Here is a 20,740-nt window from a genome sequence, read left to right on the forward strand (position 1 = left end):
TAAAAAAACCGCGCTATGGCGCGGTTTTTTTTGCTTCTATTTTACCGACAAAATATCAGCCCAAGTCTTCCTCTGCAGCCGCCAACATCTCGAACTCTTCCTCGGCGGTCTTGGCAACCAGATGATTCTTGCTGTACAAGAAGAAGTACAGGGCACCCACCACATACAACACTATGGTGTAATTAAACGCTCTCGGGTCGAAGGCATAGACACCGGTCAATGCCACTATCGCCAACACCAGAGAAATTCCCGAGGTGAAAATTCCCCCAGGCGTCTTATAGGGGCGGTGCATTTCTGGATGGTTTAATCGTAGTAAAATATGCGATATTGCCATCAGTGCATATGAAATCGTTGCGCCGACAACCGCCATTCCTAAGATCAAATCGCCCTCACCGGTCAACGAAACCAAAAAACCAAAAATTGCAGGGATGACCAACGCCCAAGTTGGGGCCTTACGCTCACTGGTCAAGGATAAAAACTGGGGCAAATAACCTGCTCTCGACAGCGCGAACACCAGACGGCTATAACCGTAGATAATCGAGAAGAACGAGGCTATTAAGCCGGCCAAGCCCAAGACATTGACCGTTGTCGCCAGCGTCGTATGACCTGTTGCCTTCAAGGCATCAACCAGTGGGACGGCACTATCACCAATCACATCGGCACCGGCGGCGCCGGCTAATAGAAAGACCACTAAAACAGCAGAGATCAGCAAGAACAACATCGCTCCAATAATCCCCTTAGGCACATCGGTGGCCGGATCTTTTGCCTCCTCCGCCGCCAGCGGCACACCTTCAACCGCTAAGAATAACCACATACCAAAGGGTAAGGCAGCCCAGACTCCGTGCCAGCCAAAGGGCAGAAATTCAGTCGCCCCGGCGATGGTAGGGTCCGGCGCAATGTTAAACAGGTTGGCTGAATCGAAGCTGCCAAATAAGGCAACAGACGTTGCAATAATGGCAAAGATGGCCAGCGCAGTGATCACCATCATCAATTTTAACGCCTCACCGGCTCCGACTAAATGCACTCCGACAAAGATAATATAAAAAGCGGCATAGACGATAGGTCCGTTAAGCCCCGTCAATTCTTCCACCGCTGAGCCAATAAACACCACAATAGCCGCCGGAGCCAATACATATTCTATCAGCACGGCCAAGCCGGTTAAGTAGCCACCGCTCGGGCCCATAACCTGACGAGCAAAACTATAGCCACCACCGGCAGCGGGGATTGCCGCTGACATTTCAGCCAGAGATAGCACCAGAGTAAAATACATTACCGCCATCAAGGCTGCGGCAACGGCAAAGCCGCCCCATCCTGCCACCCCGATACCAAAGTTCCAACCGGCAAAATCACCGGATATAACATAGGAAACACCGAGGCCAGCTAATAACATCCAGCCCGCTGTTCCTTTTTTCAACTGTCTCTTTGCTAGATAGTCTTGATCTATATGATGTTCTGACATCGTGTCACCTCCTCAGGCATTGACGTTTCACTACATCTTGATTACAACGGTTTTCTTTTAGATTTTATCGCGCAATATTTCTTCTCTTGGCTGTGGAATCACCACCTTTTGAACCAGCAATCCCCGCGTTGCCACCACGGCGCTGCCCGCATCGATGGCCGCGGTAACCGCCGCCACATCTCCGGTTAACGTCATATAACCTTTGCCACCGATCGCCATGGCTAAATGCACATCAATTAATTCCACATTTGCTGCCTTTACCGCGGCATCCGCAGCTTCGATAACCGAGGCAACCGAGAAGGTTTCAATAATACCCAGAGCACCGGTTTCTGTGATCACACGGGTTCCCGATATCGCCGGAAACACATCTTGATGAACGTTGGGGATTAACAGGTCATCAATAACCGTATCGTCACCAATCGCAAGCCCTGTTTCGACCGCCGCTTCAACCGCCGCCACATCGCCACCCACCATGACCATAAATTTTCCTGGGCAAATTGTTCGGTTAAACAGTACATCGACATTTGCCGCTTTTAACATCGCGTCACCGACTTGATAGCCTTTTGCTATCGATGTCAGTTCAATCATTCCAATTGCATTGACCATTATTATTTTCCGCCTTCAATTTCAATGGACCCATTATCTATCGATACCACCTTGCCGCAAATACTTGCATGCACAGGCACTGACAAAGAGGTTGCCGCCTCCTCTGCTATTTTTTGACCGACGGTGACCCTGTCACCAACACTGACAACCGGTGTCGGCGGTGCGCCTATATGCTGCTGTAATGGAATAATAACGGTGCTGGCAGCTAACGGTTGCTCGATAAACTCCGCATAGGTTTTCATAAAACGCCCCAGGGTAAGACGACGAGCAAGGCGGTCAGCTGGTACCGCGCGATACTCACGCATAGGGTGAGGCTCAACTTGTAACTTTTGTAATTCTTCTGGCGGCAACCAACGTCCTTGCTCACGTAAATCTCGGGCCGTGGTTTGGCAAATATTTCTCGGATCCAAACCTTCTGGGCAGGCCCAGAAAGTACAAATATTGCAGCCGCAACAGGCCTGCGCCCATACAGCCAAGCTTTCACTCATCTCACCCGAGGTAAGTAATGAACGCATCACCAGGTGAGGTTTGATCGGATAGCCCATCAAGTAGCGGGGACACATTTCAGTACAGTCACTACACTGATCGCAGGCTGATTTTCCGATTCGGCGATACTCCGCCTCTGGCGCCAACTTTCTAGCAACAAAATTATTGTCCCGCGGCAGCACGATAATCCCACTGGAAAGCCTGGTGACTCTGGTCATCACATCATCAATAACAGGCCCCATCATAGGCCCGCCATCAACCATGACAAAATCATCCACCAAGGCGCCACCAGCGGCATCAATCAGCTCACCATAAGTCATCCCCAGCGGGGCCCATACTGTCACGGGCTTGGCAACATCACCATGGATAGTCACTAACGAATGGGTAACAGCCTTGCCCTCTACCGCATTGGCTATGTTGTAAAGGGTTTCCGGGTTTTGAACAATACAACCTACTTGCATAGGCAGCCCTTGAGCCGGTATTAATCGTCCTGTCGCCTGATACACTAACTCGTATTCATCACCCGCCGGATATTGATTGCTCATTTGAAAAATGGTGATATCTGCTGGCAGCATTGATGATAATGCTTCGATGCTCTTGGCGTTTTTGGATTTAACGCCAATAATCCCCCTCTCTGCCCCCGCATTAGCCATCACCAGTTTCATACCGACAATGACTTTCTCAGCGTAGTGCTGCATCATCATCTGATCTTTATTCAGTAGCGGCTCACACTCAGCACCATTGCACAAAACCGTGTCAACTGAGGCATCGACTTTTACATAGGTAGGAAACCCCGCACCACCGGCACCGACGACACCTGCTGCCCTCACCTTATCGACAAAATCGTTCATTTCTTCACCTTGCTATTTTTTCGCCTGCCACCAGTTGTTTTCTTTGCCTGTACTGTTTCTGGATGCAATATGAGATCTATATCATCCATTGGTCTTGCAATGACATGACTACAGATTAACGCCTGTTGCTCATTTGCCAGCGCCGTCCCTGCATCAACAGCGGCAATAACAGAAGCCAGATCCCCCTCGATTAATACCGTAACGTAGGCCGAGCCAATCAATCGTTTGTCAATTAACCGCACCATTGCCGCCTTGACCATGGCATCACTGGCATTAATCGCACAGGTCAAATTATTAACCTCTAAAATTCCTAGACTGTTATCCACGCTAAACCTCTTTCGGTAAGCTGGCACAGTCGAGCACCGCCTGAGTAAATGATTCACAAGCTGCCTTGCACGCCGCCTGCGAGCCCGATAAAATAGCCCCGGCAAAGTTAGTTTCTGAAGGCGGTGCGAAATAGTCGCAAAGTTCAACGTCAGCGGCTTTTAATGCCGCATCAATCGCAAAGATTGCCTCTAACGGTGGCGCGATAAGATAGGCCAAGGCTGTGCCTGCTGCCACCTCACACTGTGCTGATAAATAACTGCCTGAAGCCGAAACAACATGGGCAAAAAAAGCCATATCTCCTGTCTCATTGGCTGTCTGAAAAGCGGCTTCGTTTTCAATCACCTCAATAGCACGACTTAAACCGGCTCTCACATCAGATGGGCCTGGGCCTGCAATAATACCAATGACCTCACCAGAGGTTGGCCCGGAAGCATGATCGGCGCCGGCGTAAAACGAGTGCGCATAGACAACATTGACATTGGCCGCCTTTGTCGCCTCATCCAGAGCCACATAAGTCACATCGTCGCAGTCACTGGTTATCATGCCGATACTGTATTGGTTTTTTCCCAGTCCAAGCTGCTGGGATAATGCCGGAGAAACAGAAGCCACCATTCTCGTTGCTAAAACCGTTGCAGGTATTGCCGATAAAACCGCCATAATAATGTCCTTGTTATATTGCTTTAACTTGCAAAACCAAGCATCAAGCTAGCCTTTTAAACCAATACCACTTGCTTTTTTAGCAAGCATTTCTCGCGCCAGCTCTACAATAACAGCTGCCGCTTCAACCGGCGGTGTACCACCTGCGTGGATGTTAGAGATTACCGTTCGATCTGACTCAACTGTTGTAGTAGTGTTTGGCCGATAAATAGCATAACAACTGAGGCTTTCCGATTGGCCAAGTCCAGGGCGCTCACCGATCAACAACAAGTTGACCTCGGCATCTAACAGCTCACCTATCTCGTCCTGCGCTTTCACACGCCCGTATCTTAAAAAGAACGGGGTACCGACATTCAGCCCTGCATTTTCAAGCCCTTTTAGCAGCGGCGGTAAAATCTCATCATAGTTATTAGTAATGGCATCTGTACTCAAACCATCTGATACCACCAATTGAACCTGCGGTGATTTTTTACAGTTTTCTAGTATTAACTGTTTCGATTCCTCGTCCAAACGACGCCCCAAATCCGGCCGGGTGAGATACTGTTCTTTATTTGTAATCTGGCTTTTCACCTCCAGTAAACGGTGCTTTTCCAGCCATTCAGGCGCGACCTCCTTAATCACCGTGTCTTTTGATCGAGAGTGATCGGCGCTAAACCTTAACAGTGGAATTGTGGTCGGTCTTGGGCCACAACGACCAACTAATATTCTCGCCGTTGTTTGCTTACGCATATTTTCATTGACGTCAGGTTTGTTGGCATTTTTTACACCGATCCAGTTTTTAAATTTATCGCTTGCCAAGTCATCCGTTAGCTCGATACAACCTAAACCGTTAGATCTAGGTGCCTGCGTCGCCTTACCCGTTGCGTCCAGCTGACTGACAATACCTGCAGCCACCTCGGTAATTGTGCCAGAGTTTTTGGCCTCACCAAGCTCTCCTAAAACAGCCTGAACAATACTTTCAATCTGTGCTTCGTTCATTGTGAATCCTCTGTTAAAAGAAAATTGACGGGTCACCGGCTCTCGCCGTTAATCGACCATTCTCCATCAAACCCATTGTTTCCATCCAAGCCTCAAATTCGGGTGCCGGTCTAAGCCCTAATAACTGCCGAGCAAAAGCAACATCATGGAAAGAGTTAGTCTGATAATTGAGCATGATGTCATCACCCATCGGCAGGTTAACCGCAAAGTTTAGACCCGCTGATGCCAGTAATACGAGTAGGTTTTCATTAGAGTTCTGATCAGTATCGGCATGATTGGTATAACAGCAATCGCAACCCATTGAGATACCAGCAAGCTTCCCCATAAAATGATCTTCCAAACCTGCACGAATAATTTGCTGGTGATTGAACAAATACTCCGGTCCAATAAAACCAACAACCGTGTTAACAAGATGTGGTCTGTATTTTTTGGCCAACGCATAACACCTGGCCTCCATCGTTGTCTGGTCTGCATCGTAGTGCGCATTAGCCGATAATGCTGAGCCTTGTCCTGTTTCAAAATACATATGTGCCGGACCAGCGTTAGTGCAGTACTGGCGACCAACATCATCGGCCTCGTCAAGCATCGCCACAGTAACGCCAAACTCCTCCAGGCCTTTTTGGCTGCCAGCAATACTCTGGAAAATCAGGCCTGCACCAGCACCTTGACGGATAGCGTCCATTTGGGTTGTGACATGCGCTAAGACACAGGGCTGTGTCGGAACTTTTAGTTTATCAATAATTTCTTGCAAGGCATCGAGCATCCGCCGAGTGTTTTCGACGTTGTCGGTAACAGGGTTAATACCCAGCACTGCATCTCCAGCCCCGTAGCTTAAGCCTTCATAGACCTGGACTACCATGCTATCGATATTGTCTCGGGTATCGTTGGGCTGTAACCTGCTGCCGAAGCGTCCAGGTAAGCCGATAGTTGCATTAGCCTTAGATGGCACAATAAGCTTTTTCCCGGCATACATTAAATCGCCGTTAGACATCAATTTGGCACAGGCTGCTATAATCTCACTGGTCAAACCCTTGCGTAGTCTCTCATAATCTTCAAGGCTGGGTTCATCAGATAGTATATATTCCCGCAAATCCGCCACCGTCCAATTCTTGATCTGCTCAAAGATGTTACGGTTCACCTGATCTTGGTCAATCCGAGTTATTTCGTCCTCCTCATAGGAGATAACAGGGTTTTCTCGCAGCGTATTAAGCGTCAATTCACTCAGTACATGCTTGGCAGCAACCCGCTCCTGTGACGTTTCCGCAGCTACGCCAGCCAAGACGTCACCCGACCTCAGCTCACTCGCCTTAGCCAAGACCTCTTTAACATCGTTAAATTGATACCCCTTTCCAAAAAGGATGGTTTTATAAGCCATTCGTTACTCCTTACGATGGAAACGCTAATGATTTGACGGTAAGCGGTACAATATCGCCACCGAAATAACTTTTTCCAATATCAACGTAATCTCCCTCTTGGGTGAATACCTCGTCAATAATGGCCAAATTCCTATTTTTGAGATGACCCTGCATCTCCATCCCTAACACTTTTCCTAAATCGTTATTCAATACAATAATGATAGGCTTGCTAGCATCGCTATGACCTCGATAGAATTGCGCCAACGATTCAGCAACGCGGTTAACCGAGGAATAGTTCATCGGCATCGTCTTATCGATCCCCAAAGCATAGGTAGAACTGTGCTGATCTAAGTCCATTCTTTTGATGGCTGTCATCACCGCTTGTTTTATATCGCTGCCCGGTTTAGACCAATTTATCTGAGGGTGGACAACAGGAATATTTTTAATGGGTAAATCAGTGTGATTAAGCCAGATAGTGCTGCCTGACAATGTTAATGAGTAAGCCCCCGCACCGATTACCGTAGCACGGACTGTTTGCAGCGGTTGTTTGATCGTGAAGTTCTCTTGTTTGAATTTTTTCACCAGCTTTAACGCTAGATGTGCTCCAAGATCATCAAAGTTAAAATCCTCAAGTTCAGCCCCATTAACTAATTTATAATAACAGTCACCGACCCCACCACTGATAAAAACAGCATCATAGTGATGGTTAGATAGAGCCTCTGTCATCATCAATTTATTCGTTAACTCAGACCTAATAGGCCCACAGGACTCGACAACGGCATCTGCAAGTGCATCAACAAATTTATCAAGCTGTTGCTTATTTAACTCGTTAGCCGAGATATTTTTCTTAAATATCGATGCGATAATTTCGCCACCAACTTTTGTTACCCAATCAGGTTTTCCGTCCATCATGCGTATCAGTCGGCCGCCAACATTTAGGCAGCAACTATCAGCCACTTTACCCGCCTCAAATACTGCATAGTTTGACGTACCCCCGCCTATATCAATATTCAATACAGTACAATTATTTCTTAACGAATACTCCGCTGCGCCTGATCCCCTGCCTGCAATAATTGACTCAAGATGAGGCCCAGCAGTAGCAACGACAAAATCCCCCATCGCATCTGACAATGACATCACGGCCTGACGGGCATTCTCAGCCTTCGCCGTCTCGCCAGTGATAATGATAGCCCCTGTTTCTACATCTGATTTATTGATACCTGCAAGTTCAAACTGTTGATTAACGAAGTCAAAAAGCTGTTCAGCATCAACAACACCGCTTTGGTCAATGGGTGTAATCCGGATCTCACTTTCAAAAATAATGGCACGCTCAACAAACTCGTAATGGGGAATTTGACTGGCAGAAGCTCTATTCACTAACACTAACCGAGAAAAAATTACCTGGCTCGTCGTGGTACCAATATCAATACCCAAGCTATGAATTATTTTTTGCTGCTCAAATACCGACATGATGATCTCCGGTATTGACTGAACTCACCTGAGCCTGCCTATATAGATCAACTATCTGCTCGCAGGTGGTCGTTCGTGGGTTTGTTAGAATACAAATATCATCGATGGCCTGCTTTGCCAAACCATCGAAAGTTGATGCACAAACATCAAAGCTCTTTAAATCGGCAGGCAGCCCCAAACGCAGTATTAAATTTGTCACAGCGGTAATGAAAGCATCAGAACGTTGTAGCTTGGTTAAGCCTTGTAATGGTAAATCGATTAATTTAGCCAAGGCAGAAAACGCATCAGCACAGACCAAACTATTAAAGCGCATCACAGGTGGTAACATAATAGCATTAGCCACACCATGCGGGATGTGATACTTAGCGCCTATTTGGTGGCTCATTGCGTGCACTAATCCTAGGCCTGCATTAGAGAAAGCAAGGCCTGCCATATAGCTGGCTTCAGCCATTTTTTTCCTAGGATAAACACTGCTGCCGTCACCAACACACTTGGCAAGCCAGCGAAAACAAATACGAATTGACCTAGCAGCCAGCGCCCTAGCCAACGAACAACTATCCTTAGCCACATATGCCTCAATAGCATGGCATAGTGTATCAACACCCGTTGCCGCAGTTATTGGCGCGGGTATTGCCAACATCAGATTCGGATCAAGTATGGCCAGGTCTGGTATTAATTTCGGGTGTTTAATCACCACTTTTTTATTATTTTTTTTATCTAATATAACCGCTACATCAGTTACTTCAGAGCCAGTTCCTGCTGTTGTTGGCACTGCGCCCAGACCAATTCTCGGCTTAAATTTTTCACCGACAACAGCAATACTGTCTAGTGATTTGGGATGATCTGCTAATACTGCAATAGCCTTGGCCGCATCGAGAGCTGAGCCACCACCAAAGCCAATAATATAATCTGCATTTGATTTCTTTAGCGCTTCTATTCCTTCATATACAACAGCATCACAGGTTTCTCCTTCCACCCGATCAAATACCGAAACTCGAATGCCCACATTTTCACAGGATCGGATAGCCCCATCAAGCAAACCTAAATGATGAACTATTCGGTCGGCAACAAAAAGCACTGAAGCAACTGCTTCATCTTGTAATGTTGAACCAAGCTTTGAGCTGGCTCCTTCACCGACGTAGGTCAATAGAGGCGCACGAAATGAATAAATAGACCGTGTAGACAATTGGTCTATTGTTGACAAAACAATGTGTTCGACATCATCAATACTAGGCAACGCCATTCACCCCTACATTGCTTGATGTTTCATCTGCATATGGCTGAAGCATGCTGGTATGACTTAAACCACTACACGCTATGGCCAAGGGCGTTAAATAGAGAGGAAAATCAGGCAGAATAATATTTTTGTCATCCATCACTTCAGCAAAGACTCTGTCTATCTCAGGAAAACAGCAGGTACCTCCGGTCAAATATATTTCATCAATGTCATGATCTGAAACATGCTGTGTAATGATGTCTGCAAACTTTTCAATCACCGGTTTAACGATAGGCATTAGCTGTGCATTTTTAGATGATTTCTTTAATCGCTCTGCCTCGTCAAAACTAACATGTCTATTGCCAGCAATCGTTAGCGACATATGAGTCCCACCAGTTGGCTCATCGAAGGAGTGGGTAATTGTATGATTTTTAATAATTGCAGTGCCCGTGGTGCCACCGCCAATGTCAACTACGGCACCAGCAGAAACATTGAGTAATTCCGCAACACTAGATGGTTCATCCCGAACCTCCCCAATCATAACCCCTGCAGACTCAATCACATTGGTAGATATACGAGCATCGGTACCTGGCGGGAAAGAAGTATTGACCACTTCAACAGAGATATTCAGTTTCTTCTCTACTTTATCAAGCTGCTGCCGTACTAATTTACACGCATTATAATAATCGACGACAACGCCATCTTTGACAACACTTGCCCAGTCCAAGAAGCAGGCGATAGGCCAACCCGATGGATCAACAACCATTGTCACAATATCAGCAGTACCCAAGTCTACCCCGACAGTGTAATCACCGTCGCAGTGAAAAGGGCTGCAGTCATTGACAATAGTATGAGCCCTCATAAGTCTTCGATTTATAGCTTCCATGACAACAACCTATTTCGATTATTATACGATTCTAAATGAGTCGATCATGGTACAGCGGCGCTTGCGCACAAATGTAGCGGCGTTAGTTACCCCCTCACCTGTGGGAGTCGATATAGTCATTGATGTCCACCCCTCACCTCCCGCACCCAAACCAGCTAAACATGGTCCGTTTTTTACAAATAATGAGCAGTTAATCTCATAAGCCATGCGTGACAGATTATCGATATTGGTAGAGTGCATGGCTGCGGTGTGCCTGTTACCCTGCTCTAACGCAACACCCCAGTCAATTGCTTGATCTACATCCGATGCGCGAATAAACGCTATGACAGGCATCATTAACTCGGTTACTGCAAACACATGATCTTTATTCCCCTCAACCACTAACAAACGGGTTTCTTGCGGTACATTAAAACCCGCAGCCTCGGCAATAACAGCAGCATCTTTACCCACCCACTGAGAGTTCACTCTTGGATTTTGTGGATAATCTTTGAGCACTAATTTGGCAACGGCCTCCGCTTGGGATGAAGTGATTTCAACAGCACCATGACGACACATGGCAGCCATTAACTGATCTGCGACTGACTCAACGACAATAATTTCTTTCTCATCAGCACAGATAATATTGTTATCAAAAGATGCGCCCTGAACAATACTGACTGCCGCACGCTCAATATTTGCGGTTTCATCAACGACCACTGGAGGATTCCCCGGGCCAGCTGCAATCAAACGCATATGAGTCACAGCGCGTGCAGCATCGACAACCGCATCGCCGCCGGTCACCACAAGTAGCTTCAAATCATCATACGTGAACAGTTTATTCGCGTTATCTAAGTCGGGATTGGTTACTGTGGTGACGAGGTTAGCTGGCCCGCCAGCACCCACCACAGCCTCGTTAATCAGCTGTACCGCTTTTTGGCTAACGGCCTTCGCCGCTGGGTGTGGTGCAAAAACAACAGCATTACCGCCGGCAATCATGCTAATCGAGTTATTGATAACCGTTGCACTTGGGTTGGTGGATGGTGTAACCGATGCAATCACACCCCATGGAGCGTTTTCCAATAAAGACAGGCCATTGTCTCCGGAGATAGCCTGAGGAATAACGGCTTCAGTACCTGGCGTTCTCATAGCTTGCAGGCGGTGCTTTATGTATTTGTCTTCTACTCGGCCAAACCCGGTCTCTGCCACAGCCATTTCTGATAACAGTCTTGCATTAGCCATGGTTGTTTTACGAATCGCATGGATAATTTTATCTCTTAAGGCCACCGAACCAATCTTTGTCTGAGCTAATTGCGCCGCTGATACGGCATCTTCGAGACGATCAAAAATACCGCAGCTATCGCCATCTATTTGTGGGCTATTTAATTGCTCAATAACGCGTTGAACAACCAGTGCTATTTCCTGTTGATTCATATTCACTCATCCATAAACTCGCACGGAGGCACAGGTTTACCCATAACAGTTACAATTAGCCTGTCAATGCCAATAGCCTGTCCCCAGGGTTAACTCATCCCTTCTATGTCAATTTTTTGCTGTAATCAATACCCGTACTGCTTGATACCTGGTCAATGATGCCAACGATCAATAAATCGATCGGCGGCGGCTGATCGGCATTTGTTAATACAACACGAGCACTACTGCCTGAGACAGTAAAAACCCATTCGCCAACTCCTGCCCCGATGATGTCACAGGCAACGGCAATTTCAGATTCCGCCTCCCCTGATGCATCCAGCATTTGTATCAGTGTTAATTTTCCCTGAGACAAACCGTCGAGTTTGGCGGTTGAGACAACCTGTCCAATCACTTTTGCTAACCGCATCGTCTAATCAGCCCTTTGCTTGCAGGGGGAATATCGCTTCAAGGTCATCATGTGGGCGCGGGATAACATGAACAGCCACCAATTCACCTAAACGTGTAGCCGCTGCTGCACCCGCATCCGTTGCCGCCTTGCACGCCGCCACATCTCCACGCACCGTTACGGTAACCAGGCCAGAGCCAATCTGCTGATAACCCACCAGCTGAACTCTGGCTGCCTTTACCATTGCATCTGCGCCCTCGATAAGTGCAGTCAGGCCCTTAGTTTCCAAAATCCCTAATGCTTCGTTCATTGTTGAGCTCCTAATAAAATGTTTTTATTTCTTTGACGTTTTTTTGATTGAAATAGGGAAAATATTCTCTAAATCACCATGTGGACGGGGAATAACATGCACAGCCACTAACTCCCCCAGCCTCTCAGCCGCTGCAGCTCCAGCATCAGTAGCAGCCTTGCAAGCTGCGACATCACCACGAACTAATGCAGTCACTAAACCACTACCTATTTGATGGTAGCCCACCAACTCTACTCTGGCAGCCTTCACCATGGCATCAGATGCCTCGATCAAGCAGGTTAGTCCCTTGGTTTCTAATATTCCTAATGCTTCCATAACTATTGCTTCCTCTGGTTAAAAAAATTATGCCATACGTGATGCTAGGACAGTAATGTCGATGATGTCGTCGGCACTACAACCCCGAGATAAATCGTGAACAGGTTTAGCCAAGCCCTGCAACATAGGGCCCAATGCATCGTAACCACATAGTCGCTGGGCTACTTTGTAGGCAATATTTCCTGCGTTTAATGACGGAAAAATAAGTACATTCGAGTCACCCATTAACGGGCTATCCGGTGCCTTTTTTCTTGCAACATCTGGAGACACCGCTGCATCAAATTGTAATTCGCCATCCACCAACAGCCCCGGCTCTCGTGACTTTACCTGCTCGAAGGCATCGCGAACCTTTTGCACCATCGGATGCTCTGCACTGCCCTTGGTTGAAAAAGAAAGTAATGCAACCCTAGGAGAAATGCCGGTTAACCGTTGAAAATTATTCGCTGTGTCAATTGTAATATCGGCAAGCTGATCCTCATTTGGCAGCGGCACAACTGCGGCATCAGAAAATGCCCTTACCTCACTGCCATCGGGTGAAACCATAATAAAAAAACTCGATACCGTATTGGCCTTTTCCGCAAGGCCTACACAACGCAGCGCTGCCCTGATCACATCACCCGTGGTTGATAAATTTCCGGCAATACAGAAATCTGCATCCCCTTGGTCAAGCATCATTGAGGCAAAGAAGAGAGGATTCAGTAGCGCATTAATACACTCTTGCTGAGAAAAGTTTTTCTTGGAATTTTTGACACGATAAGCTTCACAATACGCGTCAAATTTTGCACTGGAGGCTGGATTGATAATTTGAATACCGGTGAGTGAGATACCACCATCAATGGCAATATCTCGTAACACAAAGGGGTTCCCGATAAGAACCGGAATCGCCAACCCCTGTGAACTCAGTTGTGACGCCGCCTCAACAACTCGTATATCGTTAGCGTCAGGGAGAACCACACGCTTTGGGTTTTTCTTACAGCTTTCTTTGCATTGCTCAATAAGTGTCATCGTGCAGTCACCTGCTGAAATATTTGTCGGTTACCGTTATAAAAAACCAGCAACATAATCATGATGATGTAGAAGGCACTGCTTAAACGATTCAACCCATTGGGAATATCTTCACGCTCGAGACGATTAGAAGTATCTATATAAGTTTGAATCGCTAGTAATTCAGTTTCGCGGCTCAAACACCTCAGTACGTTCAGCTTCGCAATACTCATACCCTGTGCCGTATCAGGCACAATATGATCATGCCCTAGGTGCTTCATCGGATTATGCGAAACCTGATGAATGAGGTTTTCATCAAGACCTCCCATAGTGAGGCTGTTAAGCATTTCCCCCGTCACCTCAGACTTCAGCATATGGCCGAGATACGATCGAATATCTTTAAGATAGCCCTCGACGACTAGCAAATCCGGGTGCTGTGAAAAGTCACACTGCGCCACAACAACCTGTGCTATCAGGCTGTCTATCTGGCCTCGCAAAACAATCTGGCGATGTGTTTTTAATACCAACTGGCTGCCATCGAGATGCGTCATCAAACCAGACTTATCGTGAACGCCGGAGCCGCAATACGAACATACCGTTTGCTGTCCGGCATCGACTGTGTTCAATGGGTGGACTCTGTCCCTTTGTTCCGGAGACTCAACACTATCTACATATACCTTGCCATCACTATCAATCCACTTGATTGTAATCGCCTTATCACTCAGCAACTGGCGTGCAGCAGGCGTAAGCAAATAACCCGCTGGCAAGCGCACTTCACCACCCTCACTTAAACTGAGGTGATCGTGAAGGTATTTGGGCGTGATATAAGCCTGCTCAGCCATCGCACTAAGCCCAATCTGCAGGATAAGTCACATAGACAAAACGCACATGCCCAGGACTACCGAATTCAATACTGGCCCCTTGGGGAATAAACATCACATCACCGGGCTTGCCAATAAATACCTGTTCACCTGATTTGATATGCAACTCACCTTCAAGTACAACGTCAATTTCGTCATAGGTTAAGGTCCACGGAAAAAAAGCATTGTTCCACTCTAGAAAACCCGTACCCATCCTGCTTTTATCAGCACTGCCTATAACATCTGCAATTTTGATATTCTTAACACCTGCTTCTTCGAAGTCTGCGAGAGATACACTCCCCCCTTTAACCAACACCACTCCGGCATCAGATACCAGCTTCACACCATTGCTATCCGAACTGTCTGTTTGAAACTCTGACACAGCCTTTTTAACTAATTGCTCAATTAATTTTGAATCATGTTTTCCTGGTGGCAACTTCCTTTTTACAGCATCAGTCACACTGTCATGGCTTGTGGTTGACGCCGCATCATCAGTACCGGCAATCAACTTAATATTGAAGCTGCTCATCAAGTCCTTTGCTTCAGGTGTAATGATTACCTGCTGCAAGTTGACCGACAACTGCACCTCTCCCTGCTTGTGCAACTTTCTAATACAATCTGCTGTTACTAACCGCTTCATCTTTATCTCCTAAAGATAAAATTTAGCGCATTAAAAAATTTTTTAATGCCACGATAGTTTCCTGATCTTTTTGGCTAATTTCAAAAATTGGCTCTTTTATTCCATGGTCGACCAGCAACCTCTTTGAAAATTCTATATCAGCATCTTCTAAGTCTGTTTTAGTGATGACCCCAACGATTCTCTTATTCGCATAGACATGCAAAAGGTCAATAGGCATGCATAAGCTACGAGAATTCGAGGGGTGCAAATAGAGAATAGTATCAATGCCTATCAGGGCTGTTAGTAGCGGTCCATAGTAAGAGCGACGACTAATATACTCACCGGGCGTATCGATTATGTTATTCCGATAGTGCTCAACCGCCTGAGTTTTCACCGCAGTGCCATCGACCTCTAGAAGGTTCATCAGCAGCGAGGTTTTGCCAGCGTCAACCTCTCCGACTAACACAAAATCACCGATATCGACTATTTGATTCAAACCGACTCCCCCTGTGCCACTATGTTTTAGTCCGCTCGCAAGCGGTAAAGCCCAGCACTCTATTCAATGTTGAAAGGACGGCAGCAAGACTTTCTTCAACCGCACCAACAGAGCCTCCAATGACCAGAGCTCCAGAAAACCGGTCAAGAAAACCAATGTCGACAACGGCAGCCTTGGTGGCGATGTCTCCTGCAATAATGGCTGTCTCTCCCGGCGTCAATGTTAAGATGCCAATAGCATCAGCATAGGGAACACCTACTTTGATACAAAGATCCTCTGTTGGGCTGGCTATCATATGAGCAAGGGTGATTTGCTTGCCCGGTACATATTCCTGAATAATCCGCTCTGTTGCAGAGCCATGTTCATTAACTGACATAAGCATTAGACCTATTAATTTTTACTTTCGAGGCTGTTGCACTGAGCATTGGTACACCTCAACAAGGGCGGTTAAGTCGATAAGATCTTTTAAGTTGCCGACACTGACAACTTCCGATGCGATAACCACACCAACCAGTAATTCTTTTCTATCCCAAGTCGACATCGCCTGCTTAAAAGTTTGATATTTATCACTATCTATTAACAACTTAATTATCCGCCATTACAGAATCAGAGACTTAAAATAGTACACTGCTAAAAACCTTGAATTTTCAGCATAGACAAGAATCTTGACTCTGCTAGTTTTAAACTCAAATTTCTCATATAGATGAAGCACTAAGACGATTTAGATCAATTTTATTTACCCCCTCTCTAGACGACATTACTAACCAGCAATTGCGTCATGCTAAAAAAGGCGATAGGATAAAACCGACTAGTCAGTCAGTGGCTGGAATTTGATCGATGTAACCACACTTAGAGAATTCATAATGACCAATAATACGCACTCCGAAAGCTTGGACTTGAATGTTTTATTAGCCAATCAACAGCAGGCATACCGAGCTAATCCTGCCGCTGATCTCAACTCCCGCATCCTGGCCCTGAAGAACCTGAAGCAGGCAGTACTAACAAATCAAAAAGCACTGACCGATGCCATGGCTACCGATTTCGGCCACCGCAGCGAGAACGACAGCATTATCGGTGACATCATGCCAATTGCTAACGCGGTTAACTATACCGTCAAGCAATTAAAGAAATGGATGAAACCCAGTCGCCGCCATGCTGGCATGCTGTTATCACCAGCCAAGGTGAGCGTACATTATCAACCACTGGGGGTCGTGGGCATTATCGTGCCTTGGAATTTCCCTATTATGCTGTCCCTCGGACCACTGATTACCGCTCTCGCCGCTGGCAACCGCGCAATGCTGAAAATGTCTGAGTTCACACCGGCAACTAACAAGGTTCTGGGCGAGATTTTGGCGGGCATTTTCGACACCAATCAAGTTGCCATTGTTGAGGGTGAGGCCGATGTTGCAGCAGCATTTTCTAGCCTGCCATTCGACCATATTATTTTCACAGGCTCTACCGCCGTCGGTAAGCATGTCATGCGGGCTGCTGCAAACAACCTAACACCGGTCACCCTTGAATTAGGTGGTAAATCACCGGTGATTATTGCCGATGATATTGATATAAAAACAGCGGTTGAACGGATGATATACGGCAAGTGCCTCAATGCCGGCCAAATCTGTGTAGCACCAGATTATGTTCTGTGTCCAGAATCGAAAGTCGACGCCTTTATCAGCGAATACTGCGCCCAATTCCAAAAAATGTATCAACAGTCTAACGACAACGACGATTACAGCAGCATCATTGACGATCGACAATATTCAAGATTGGCCGATTGGCTAGAAGATGCAGAAACAAGGGGCGCAACGATAGTCAGCGCCGACGGCAGCAAACCCGACCAGGTTAAGCGACGCATCGCAACGCATTTAATAACAAATGTTAGTGATGATATGGCGTTGATGACAGGTGAAATTTTTGGCCCCTTGCTGCCTGTTATCCCCTATCAATCACTTGATAGCGCCATTGACTACATCAATAGTCGTCCACGTCCCCTGGCACTGTATTTAATGAGTCACAACACACAAACTCAAAACACAGTACTTAATCAAACTCACTCTGGTGGTGTCTGTATTAACGAAACAGTCTTCCATGTAGCCGCGGACGATGCCCCTTTTGGCGGTATTGGCCCCTCTGGTATGGGGCATTACCATGGTAAAGAAGGCTTTCTTGCCCTATCAAAAGCCAAAACCGTATTAAAACGTGGCAAAACCAATACAGGAAAGTTAGTATTCCCTCCTTACGGCACCGGCATTCAGAAACTGATGTTTAAGCTATTCCTACGTTAAACAAACATCAAAAATTGGCTGCCTATGGCAGCCTTATTTTTTTTCCGATGAATATTTCATGAATGTAGATAAACGACAAAAAATTCTCAATACTGCCCTCACTCTGTTTGTCGAGCAAGGCTACCACGCCACCTCAACCGCTTCGTTAGCAAAAAAAGCTGGAGTAGCAAATGGTACGGTTTTTCATCACTTTGGTTCAAAGAAGCAACTAATCAACGAGCTGTATTTGTCGATAAAAACTGAGCTTGCAGATAACATTTTACCGAAAGAAGAACCTGAACTACTGATTGATCAGGCGAAACTACTTTGGAACAATGCGATTAACTGGGCCATAGTCAACCCGAAGAAACATTTGTTTTTTGACACTTTCACCCACACAAAGGTCATTGATGCAACTGTTCGACAGGAGGCTATGAATAATATTCTCGGCTTTATCTGTCAGATGATTCAGAAAGGGCAACAACAGAAAATCATCGCCGACTTTCCTATCGAGCTGATGTTAGAAAATTGTTATGGCCAATATATTAATGCCGCCAGTTATTTTATTGAGCACCCCGAATTTTGCCAATCGGAACATCACCGTGATGCATCATTTAAACTGTTTTGGAATGCAATGCGGCTATAATAGCTCACTAGTGACTGTGTGTATAAATACGATAACGCTCTCTTATTTCTCTGACATAGGCCACCGGTTCTTCCCCTCTGACATAACCATATCGTGCTTGTTTATAGTATTTGGGGTCACCCAACAACAACATGGCCTGCTCTACGTTTCCCTCCCATATTTCATCGTTGAGCCCCCTCTTGCGGGCCAACGCCATAGCATCTCTAATATGACCGTGACCTGCATTGTATGCCGCCAGTGTAAACCAGAGTTTCTCCGATGATAGCTTGACCGTAGGGAAACGGTCATACAGCCATCGTAAATGCTTCGACGCCACAATAATTGACTGTTCTGGGTCATACAATTTGGTAACGCCATAAGATCTACCCGTCCTTGGCATCACCTGCATCAAGCCTTTCGCCCCCTTATGACTGGTGGCCTTGGCATTAAAACGACTTTCTTGAAACGCTTGCGCTGCCAACAAGCGCCAATCGTATTGGTATAAATCCGCATACTTCTTAAACAAATCATCATAGGGTGAAAGCGGCTGTCCCTCGACAACCTCGGTTGGGACATTCTTAGCCTTAACTTTTTCGAAATATTGCTTATATAAAATATTATAGTTTTTACCGCGGTATTCTTTTTTAATAAAACTATTCAGAGCTTGATTAAATTCATCATCTTTACTGTGATACCAAACGTGGGGCAAAGGTTCCTCACTCAGAGGTTTAAGCGTCACGTCAGGGTAAACGACTGCGATTAATTTAGCGAAATGCCCATTCACCACGGTCGAGGGGTAAAAACCTTGCATCACTCGATAGGCTAGCGAGCCCGATGAACTCAGCGGTACACCATCAACTTGATAGCCCATATTCAGCAATGATTCGACATAGGCACTTTTCGGGTTCAAAGCAACAATTGGATTTTCAATATCATCCTTAGACAACAAAAACGGCTTACTGTAAAGATAGGTATCTGTCGCTTGCATTGTTGCAGAGCGCTCATTGGTTGGCCGCAAACCAGCAGCAACAATGTCAACATCACCCTCGGCAAGGGCTGAAAACAATTTCTCTAGATTATCGACCAGCATGACACGGATCTCTAAACCATTCTGCTTGGCAAACATATGCAACAAGTCATATTCAAAGCCCTCATGATACCCCTGCGTCATATAATAAGTCGTTGGGCTGTTAAAGGTAGCAATCCGCAAGACACCTGACTGCTTGATTTGCTGCCAGCCTCGTTGTTCCTTGGGGTAAAACAACAGATCAGATGAGATTAAAAACTGATTGAGCACCTCTTTAAACGCAGGGGATTGCTGGCGAAAAGCCCAGCCAATTTCCCTTGCTTGATCGAGAGAGCCGAAAGTCTGTAAACGTGGATAACTACTAATCAGCCCTGCAACCAAGTCATCGTCCATCAATGTAAATACGGCATCTTGCTCATCACTGATCCGGTCTAGAATCTCATCTTCTGTGGTAGAGCCCTTCAGCAAAATAAGTGTGTAATCTGTTTTTGACAAGGTATCGAGATAGGATGAATCGACGGTGACTGCAAATTCAGAATAGTCCTGTAATACCTTCTCTCGTGGGCCTACGATGATTTCATCAACAAACATAAGAGGTCGGCTAAAATCTACCTTATAACGCTGACGTCGTGTTTCAGTAACGGTGATGTTTGACATAACCAAATCACTTAAACCAGCGTCAGCACTGGCCAAGGCCGATGACAAATCATCATAGTGAGACCAGACGGGGGTCAGCTCGAGACTCTTGGCAAAGGCATCAGCATAATCAAGGTAGGTGACAGCGGGTAAACCAGAGCGGTTCAGCTCTGCTGCATAATCGTTTTTGACCCCGGCAATACGTAAAACACCACGCTGACTAATCGCCGACAAATCGCCTCGATAGACCTCGTTAACGACAACCTTTTCATCCGTGCCTGCTGCAGCCACCTCCTCGTCGCCAGAGCAACCAAAAAGCATGACAACCAGCATCAGCGCTAATAAAACCAATGTATTTTTATTACTCGCCATATTCCATCCCTAACTATGCTACTCAGTTGCTTTTTTATTGCTGAGTTTGGCCTTTCTGTTTATACGATGACAATAATTAGCAATAAAAACAACCCATACAGCCAGTAGCAGCATTATGCCCAATGACTATCTCCATCAAATCGCTT

At 46.2% G+C, this 20,740-nt stretch carries 23 protein-coding genes; 2 read left to right on the forward strand and 21 right to left on the reverse strand.

Translation table 11 applies throughout. The annotated features are described in order from the left end of the window. Positions 1 to 55: 55 nt before the first annotated feature. The 20 genes from eat to L9P87_RS02670 all read right to left on the reverse strand — a co-directional run bounded on the left by eat (position 56) and on the right by L9P87_RS02670 (position 16,253). On the reverse strand, positions 56 to 1,459 hold the full coding sequence (eat, locus tag L9P87_RS02575; protein WP_237443114.1) for an ethanolamine permease: 1,404 nt from the start codon (positions 1,457 to 1,459) through the stop codon (positions 56 to 58). 57 nt (positions 1,460 to 1,516) lie between these two features. Beyond that, positions 1,517 to 2,065 (reverse strand): BMC domain-containing protein, encoded by a 549-nt coding sequence (locus L9P87_RS02580; protein ID WP_237443115.1) that lies wholly within the window; start codon positions 2,063 to 2,065, stop codon positions 1,517 to 1,519. Between the two features lie 2 nt (positions 2,066 to 2,067). Next, positions 2,068 to 3,402, reverse strand: a complete 1,335-nt coding sequence (locus tag L9P87_RS02585) for a 4Fe-4S dicluster domain-containing protein (RefSeq protein WP_237443116.1) — start codon at positions 3,400 to 3,402, stop codon at positions 2,068 to 2,070. Further along, positions 3,399 to 3,728, reverse strand: a complete 330-nt coding sequence (locus L9P87_RS02590) for a BMC domain-containing protein (RefSeq protein ID WP_237443117.1) — start codon at positions 3,726 to 3,728, stop codon at positions 3,399 to 3,401. The genes L9P87_RS02585 and L9P87_RS02590 overlap by 4 nt, the downstream gene beginning before the upstream one ends. A 1-nt stretch (position 3,729) precedes the next feature. Next, complete coding sequence (gene eutL / locus L9P87_RS02595) at positions 3,730 to 4,386, reverse strand: ethanolamine utilization microcompartment protein EutL (RefSeq protein WP_237443118.1); 657 nt, start codon at positions 4,384 to 4,386, stop codon at positions 3,730 to 3,732. A 48-nt stretch (positions 4,387 to 4,434) separates the two neighbouring features. Further along, a complete protein-coding gene (eutC, locus tag L9P87_RS02600; RefSeq protein ID WP_290368477.1) occupies positions 4,435 to 5,400 on the reverse strand; it encodes an ethanolamine ammonia-lyase subunit EutC in 966 nt (321 codons plus the stop codon). Then, the gene (locus tag L9P87_RS02605) at positions 5,378 to 6,739 is read right to left on the reverse strand and encodes an ethanolamine ammonia-lyase subunit EutB (protein WP_237443119.1); all 1,362 of its coding nucleotides are present in this window, start codon (positions 6,737 to 6,739) and stop codon (positions 5,378 to 5,380) included. Before L9P87_RS02605 ends, eutC begins: the two co-directional genes overlap by 23 nt. A 10-nt stretch (positions 6,740 to 6,749) precedes the next feature. Next, on the reverse strand, positions 6,750 to 8,189 hold the full coding sequence (locus tag L9P87_RS02610) for an ethanolamine ammonia-lyase reactivating factor EutA (RefSeq protein ID WP_237443120.1): 1,440 nt from the start codon (positions 8,187 to 8,189) through the stop codon (positions 6,750 to 6,752). Further along, positions 8,176 to 9,432, reverse strand: a complete 1,257-nt coding sequence (locus tag L9P87_RS02615) for an iron-containing alcohol dehydrogenase family protein (protein WP_237443121.1) — start codon at positions 9,430 to 9,432, stop codon at positions 8,176 to 8,178. The genes L9P87_RS02610 and L9P87_RS02615 overlap by 14 nt, the downstream gene beginning before the upstream one ends. Then, positions 9,419 to 10,291, reverse strand: coding sequence for an ethanolamine utilization protein EutJ (gene eutJ, locus L9P87_RS02620; RefSeq protein ID WP_237443122.1), 873 nt, complete (start codon positions 10,289 to 10,291; stop codon positions 9,419 to 9,421). The genes L9P87_RS02615 and eutJ overlap by 14 nt, the downstream gene beginning before the upstream one ends. A gap of 21 nt (positions 10,292 to 10,312) precedes the next feature. After that, positions 10,313 to 11,701: an aldehyde dehydrogenase family protein gene (locus L9P87_RS02625; protein ID WP_237443123.1), complete on the reverse strand. Its 1,389-nt coding sequence runs from the start codon at positions 11,699 to 11,701 to the stop codon at positions 10,313 to 10,315. A gap of 103 nt (positions 11,702 to 11,804) precedes the next feature. Continuing rightward, on the reverse strand, positions 11,805 to 12,107 hold the full coding sequence (locus L9P87_RS02630) for a EutN/CcmL family microcompartment protein (RefSeq protein WP_237443124.1): 303 nt from the start codon (positions 12,105 to 12,107) through the stop codon (positions 11,805 to 11,807). A 7-nt stretch (positions 12,108 to 12,114) separates the two neighbouring features. Further along, a complete protein-coding gene (eutM, locus tag L9P87_RS02635) occupies positions 12,115 to 12,396 on the reverse strand; it encodes an ethanolamine utilization microcompartment protein EutM (protein ID WP_237443125.1) in 282 nt (93 codons plus the stop codon). 24 nt (positions 12,397 to 12,420) lie between these two features. Continuing rightward, positions 12,421 to 12,711 carry an ethanolamine utilization microcompartment protein EutM gene (gene eutM, locus L9P87_RS02640; RefSeq protein WP_237443126.1) on the reverse strand — a complete coding sequence of 97 codons (291 nt, stop codon included), beginning with the start codon at positions 12,709 to 12,711 and terminating at the stop codon, positions 12,421 to 12,423. A gap of 27 nt (positions 12,712 to 12,738) precedes the next feature. Next, positions 12,739 to 13,716 (reverse strand): phosphate acetyltransferase, encoded by a 978-nt coding sequence (gene pta / locus L9P87_RS02645; RefSeq protein WP_237443127.1) that lies wholly within the window; start codon positions 13,714 to 13,716, stop codon positions 12,739 to 12,741. Next, positions 13,713 to 14,537, reverse strand: a complete 825-nt coding sequence (gene eutT / locus L9P87_RS02650) for an ethanolamine utilization cob(I)yrinic acid a,c-diamide adenosyltransferase EutT (protein ID WP_237443128.1) — start codon at positions 14,535 to 14,537, stop codon at positions 13,713 to 13,715. Before eutT ends, pta begins: the two co-directional genes overlap by 4 nt. Positions 14,538 to 14,541: 4 nt before the next feature. Then, positions 14,542 to 15,195 carry an ethanolamine utilization acetate kinase EutQ gene (gene eutQ, locus L9P87_RS02655; protein WP_237443129.1) on the reverse strand — a complete coding sequence of 218 codons (654 nt, stop codon included), beginning with the start codon at positions 15,193 to 15,195 and terminating at the stop codon, positions 14,542 to 14,544. A 22-nt stretch (positions 15,196 to 15,217) separates the two neighbouring features. Continuing rightward, positions 15,218 to 15,670, reverse strand: a complete 453-nt coding sequence (locus L9P87_RS02660) for a EutP/PduV family microcompartment system protein (RefSeq protein WP_237443130.1) — start codon at positions 15,668 to 15,670, stop codon at positions 15,218 to 15,220. A gap of 19 nt (positions 15,671 to 15,689) precedes the next feature. Then, on the reverse strand, positions 15,690 to 16,046 hold the full coding sequence (gene eutS, locus L9P87_RS02665) for an ethanolamine utilization microcompartment protein EutS (RefSeq protein WP_237443131.1): 357 nt from the start codon (positions 16,044 to 16,046) through the stop codon (positions 15,690 to 15,692). 21 nt (positions 16,047 to 16,067) lie between these two features. Beyond that, entirely contained in the window at positions 16,068 to 16,253 is a 186-nt protein-coding gene (locus L9P87_RS02670) for a hypothetical protein (RefSeq protein WP_237443132.1), read from the reverse strand. 280 nt (positions 16,254 to 16,533) lie between these two features. Between L9P87_RS02670 and L9P87_RS02675 the strand changes: the two genes are divergently transcribed. Both L9P87_RS02675 and L9P87_RS02680 read left to right on the forward strand, forming a co-directional pair. Next, on the forward strand, positions 16,534 to 17,955 hold the full coding sequence (locus L9P87_RS02675; RefSeq protein WP_237443133.1) for a coniferyl aldehyde dehydrogenase: 1,422 nt from the start codon (positions 16,534 to 16,536) through the stop codon (positions 17,953 to 17,955). A gap of 58 nt (positions 17,956 to 18,013) precedes the next feature. After that, positions 18,014 to 18,580 carry a TetR/AcrR family transcriptional regulator gene (locus L9P87_RS02680; protein ID WP_237443134.1) on the forward strand — a complete coding sequence of 189 codons (567 nt, stop codon included), beginning with the start codon at positions 18,014 to 18,016 and terminating at the stop codon, positions 18,578 to 18,580. Positions 18,581 to 18,587: 7 nt separating this feature from the next. Here L9P87_RS02680 and L9P87_RS02685 read toward each other — a convergent pair whose 3' ends face one another. Then, a complete protein-coding gene (locus tag L9P87_RS02685; protein WP_237443135.1) occupies positions 18,588 to 20,594 on the reverse strand; it encodes a transporter substrate-binding domain-containing protein in 2,007 nt (668 codons plus the stop codon). Positions 20,595 to 20,740: the final 146 nt, after the last annotated feature.

The organism is Sinobacterium norvegicum, from assembly GCF_923077115.1.
Taxonomy (GTDB): Bacteria; Pseudomonadota; Gammaproteobacteria; order Pseudomonadales; family Sinobacteriaceae; genus Sinobacterium; species Sinobacterium norvegicum.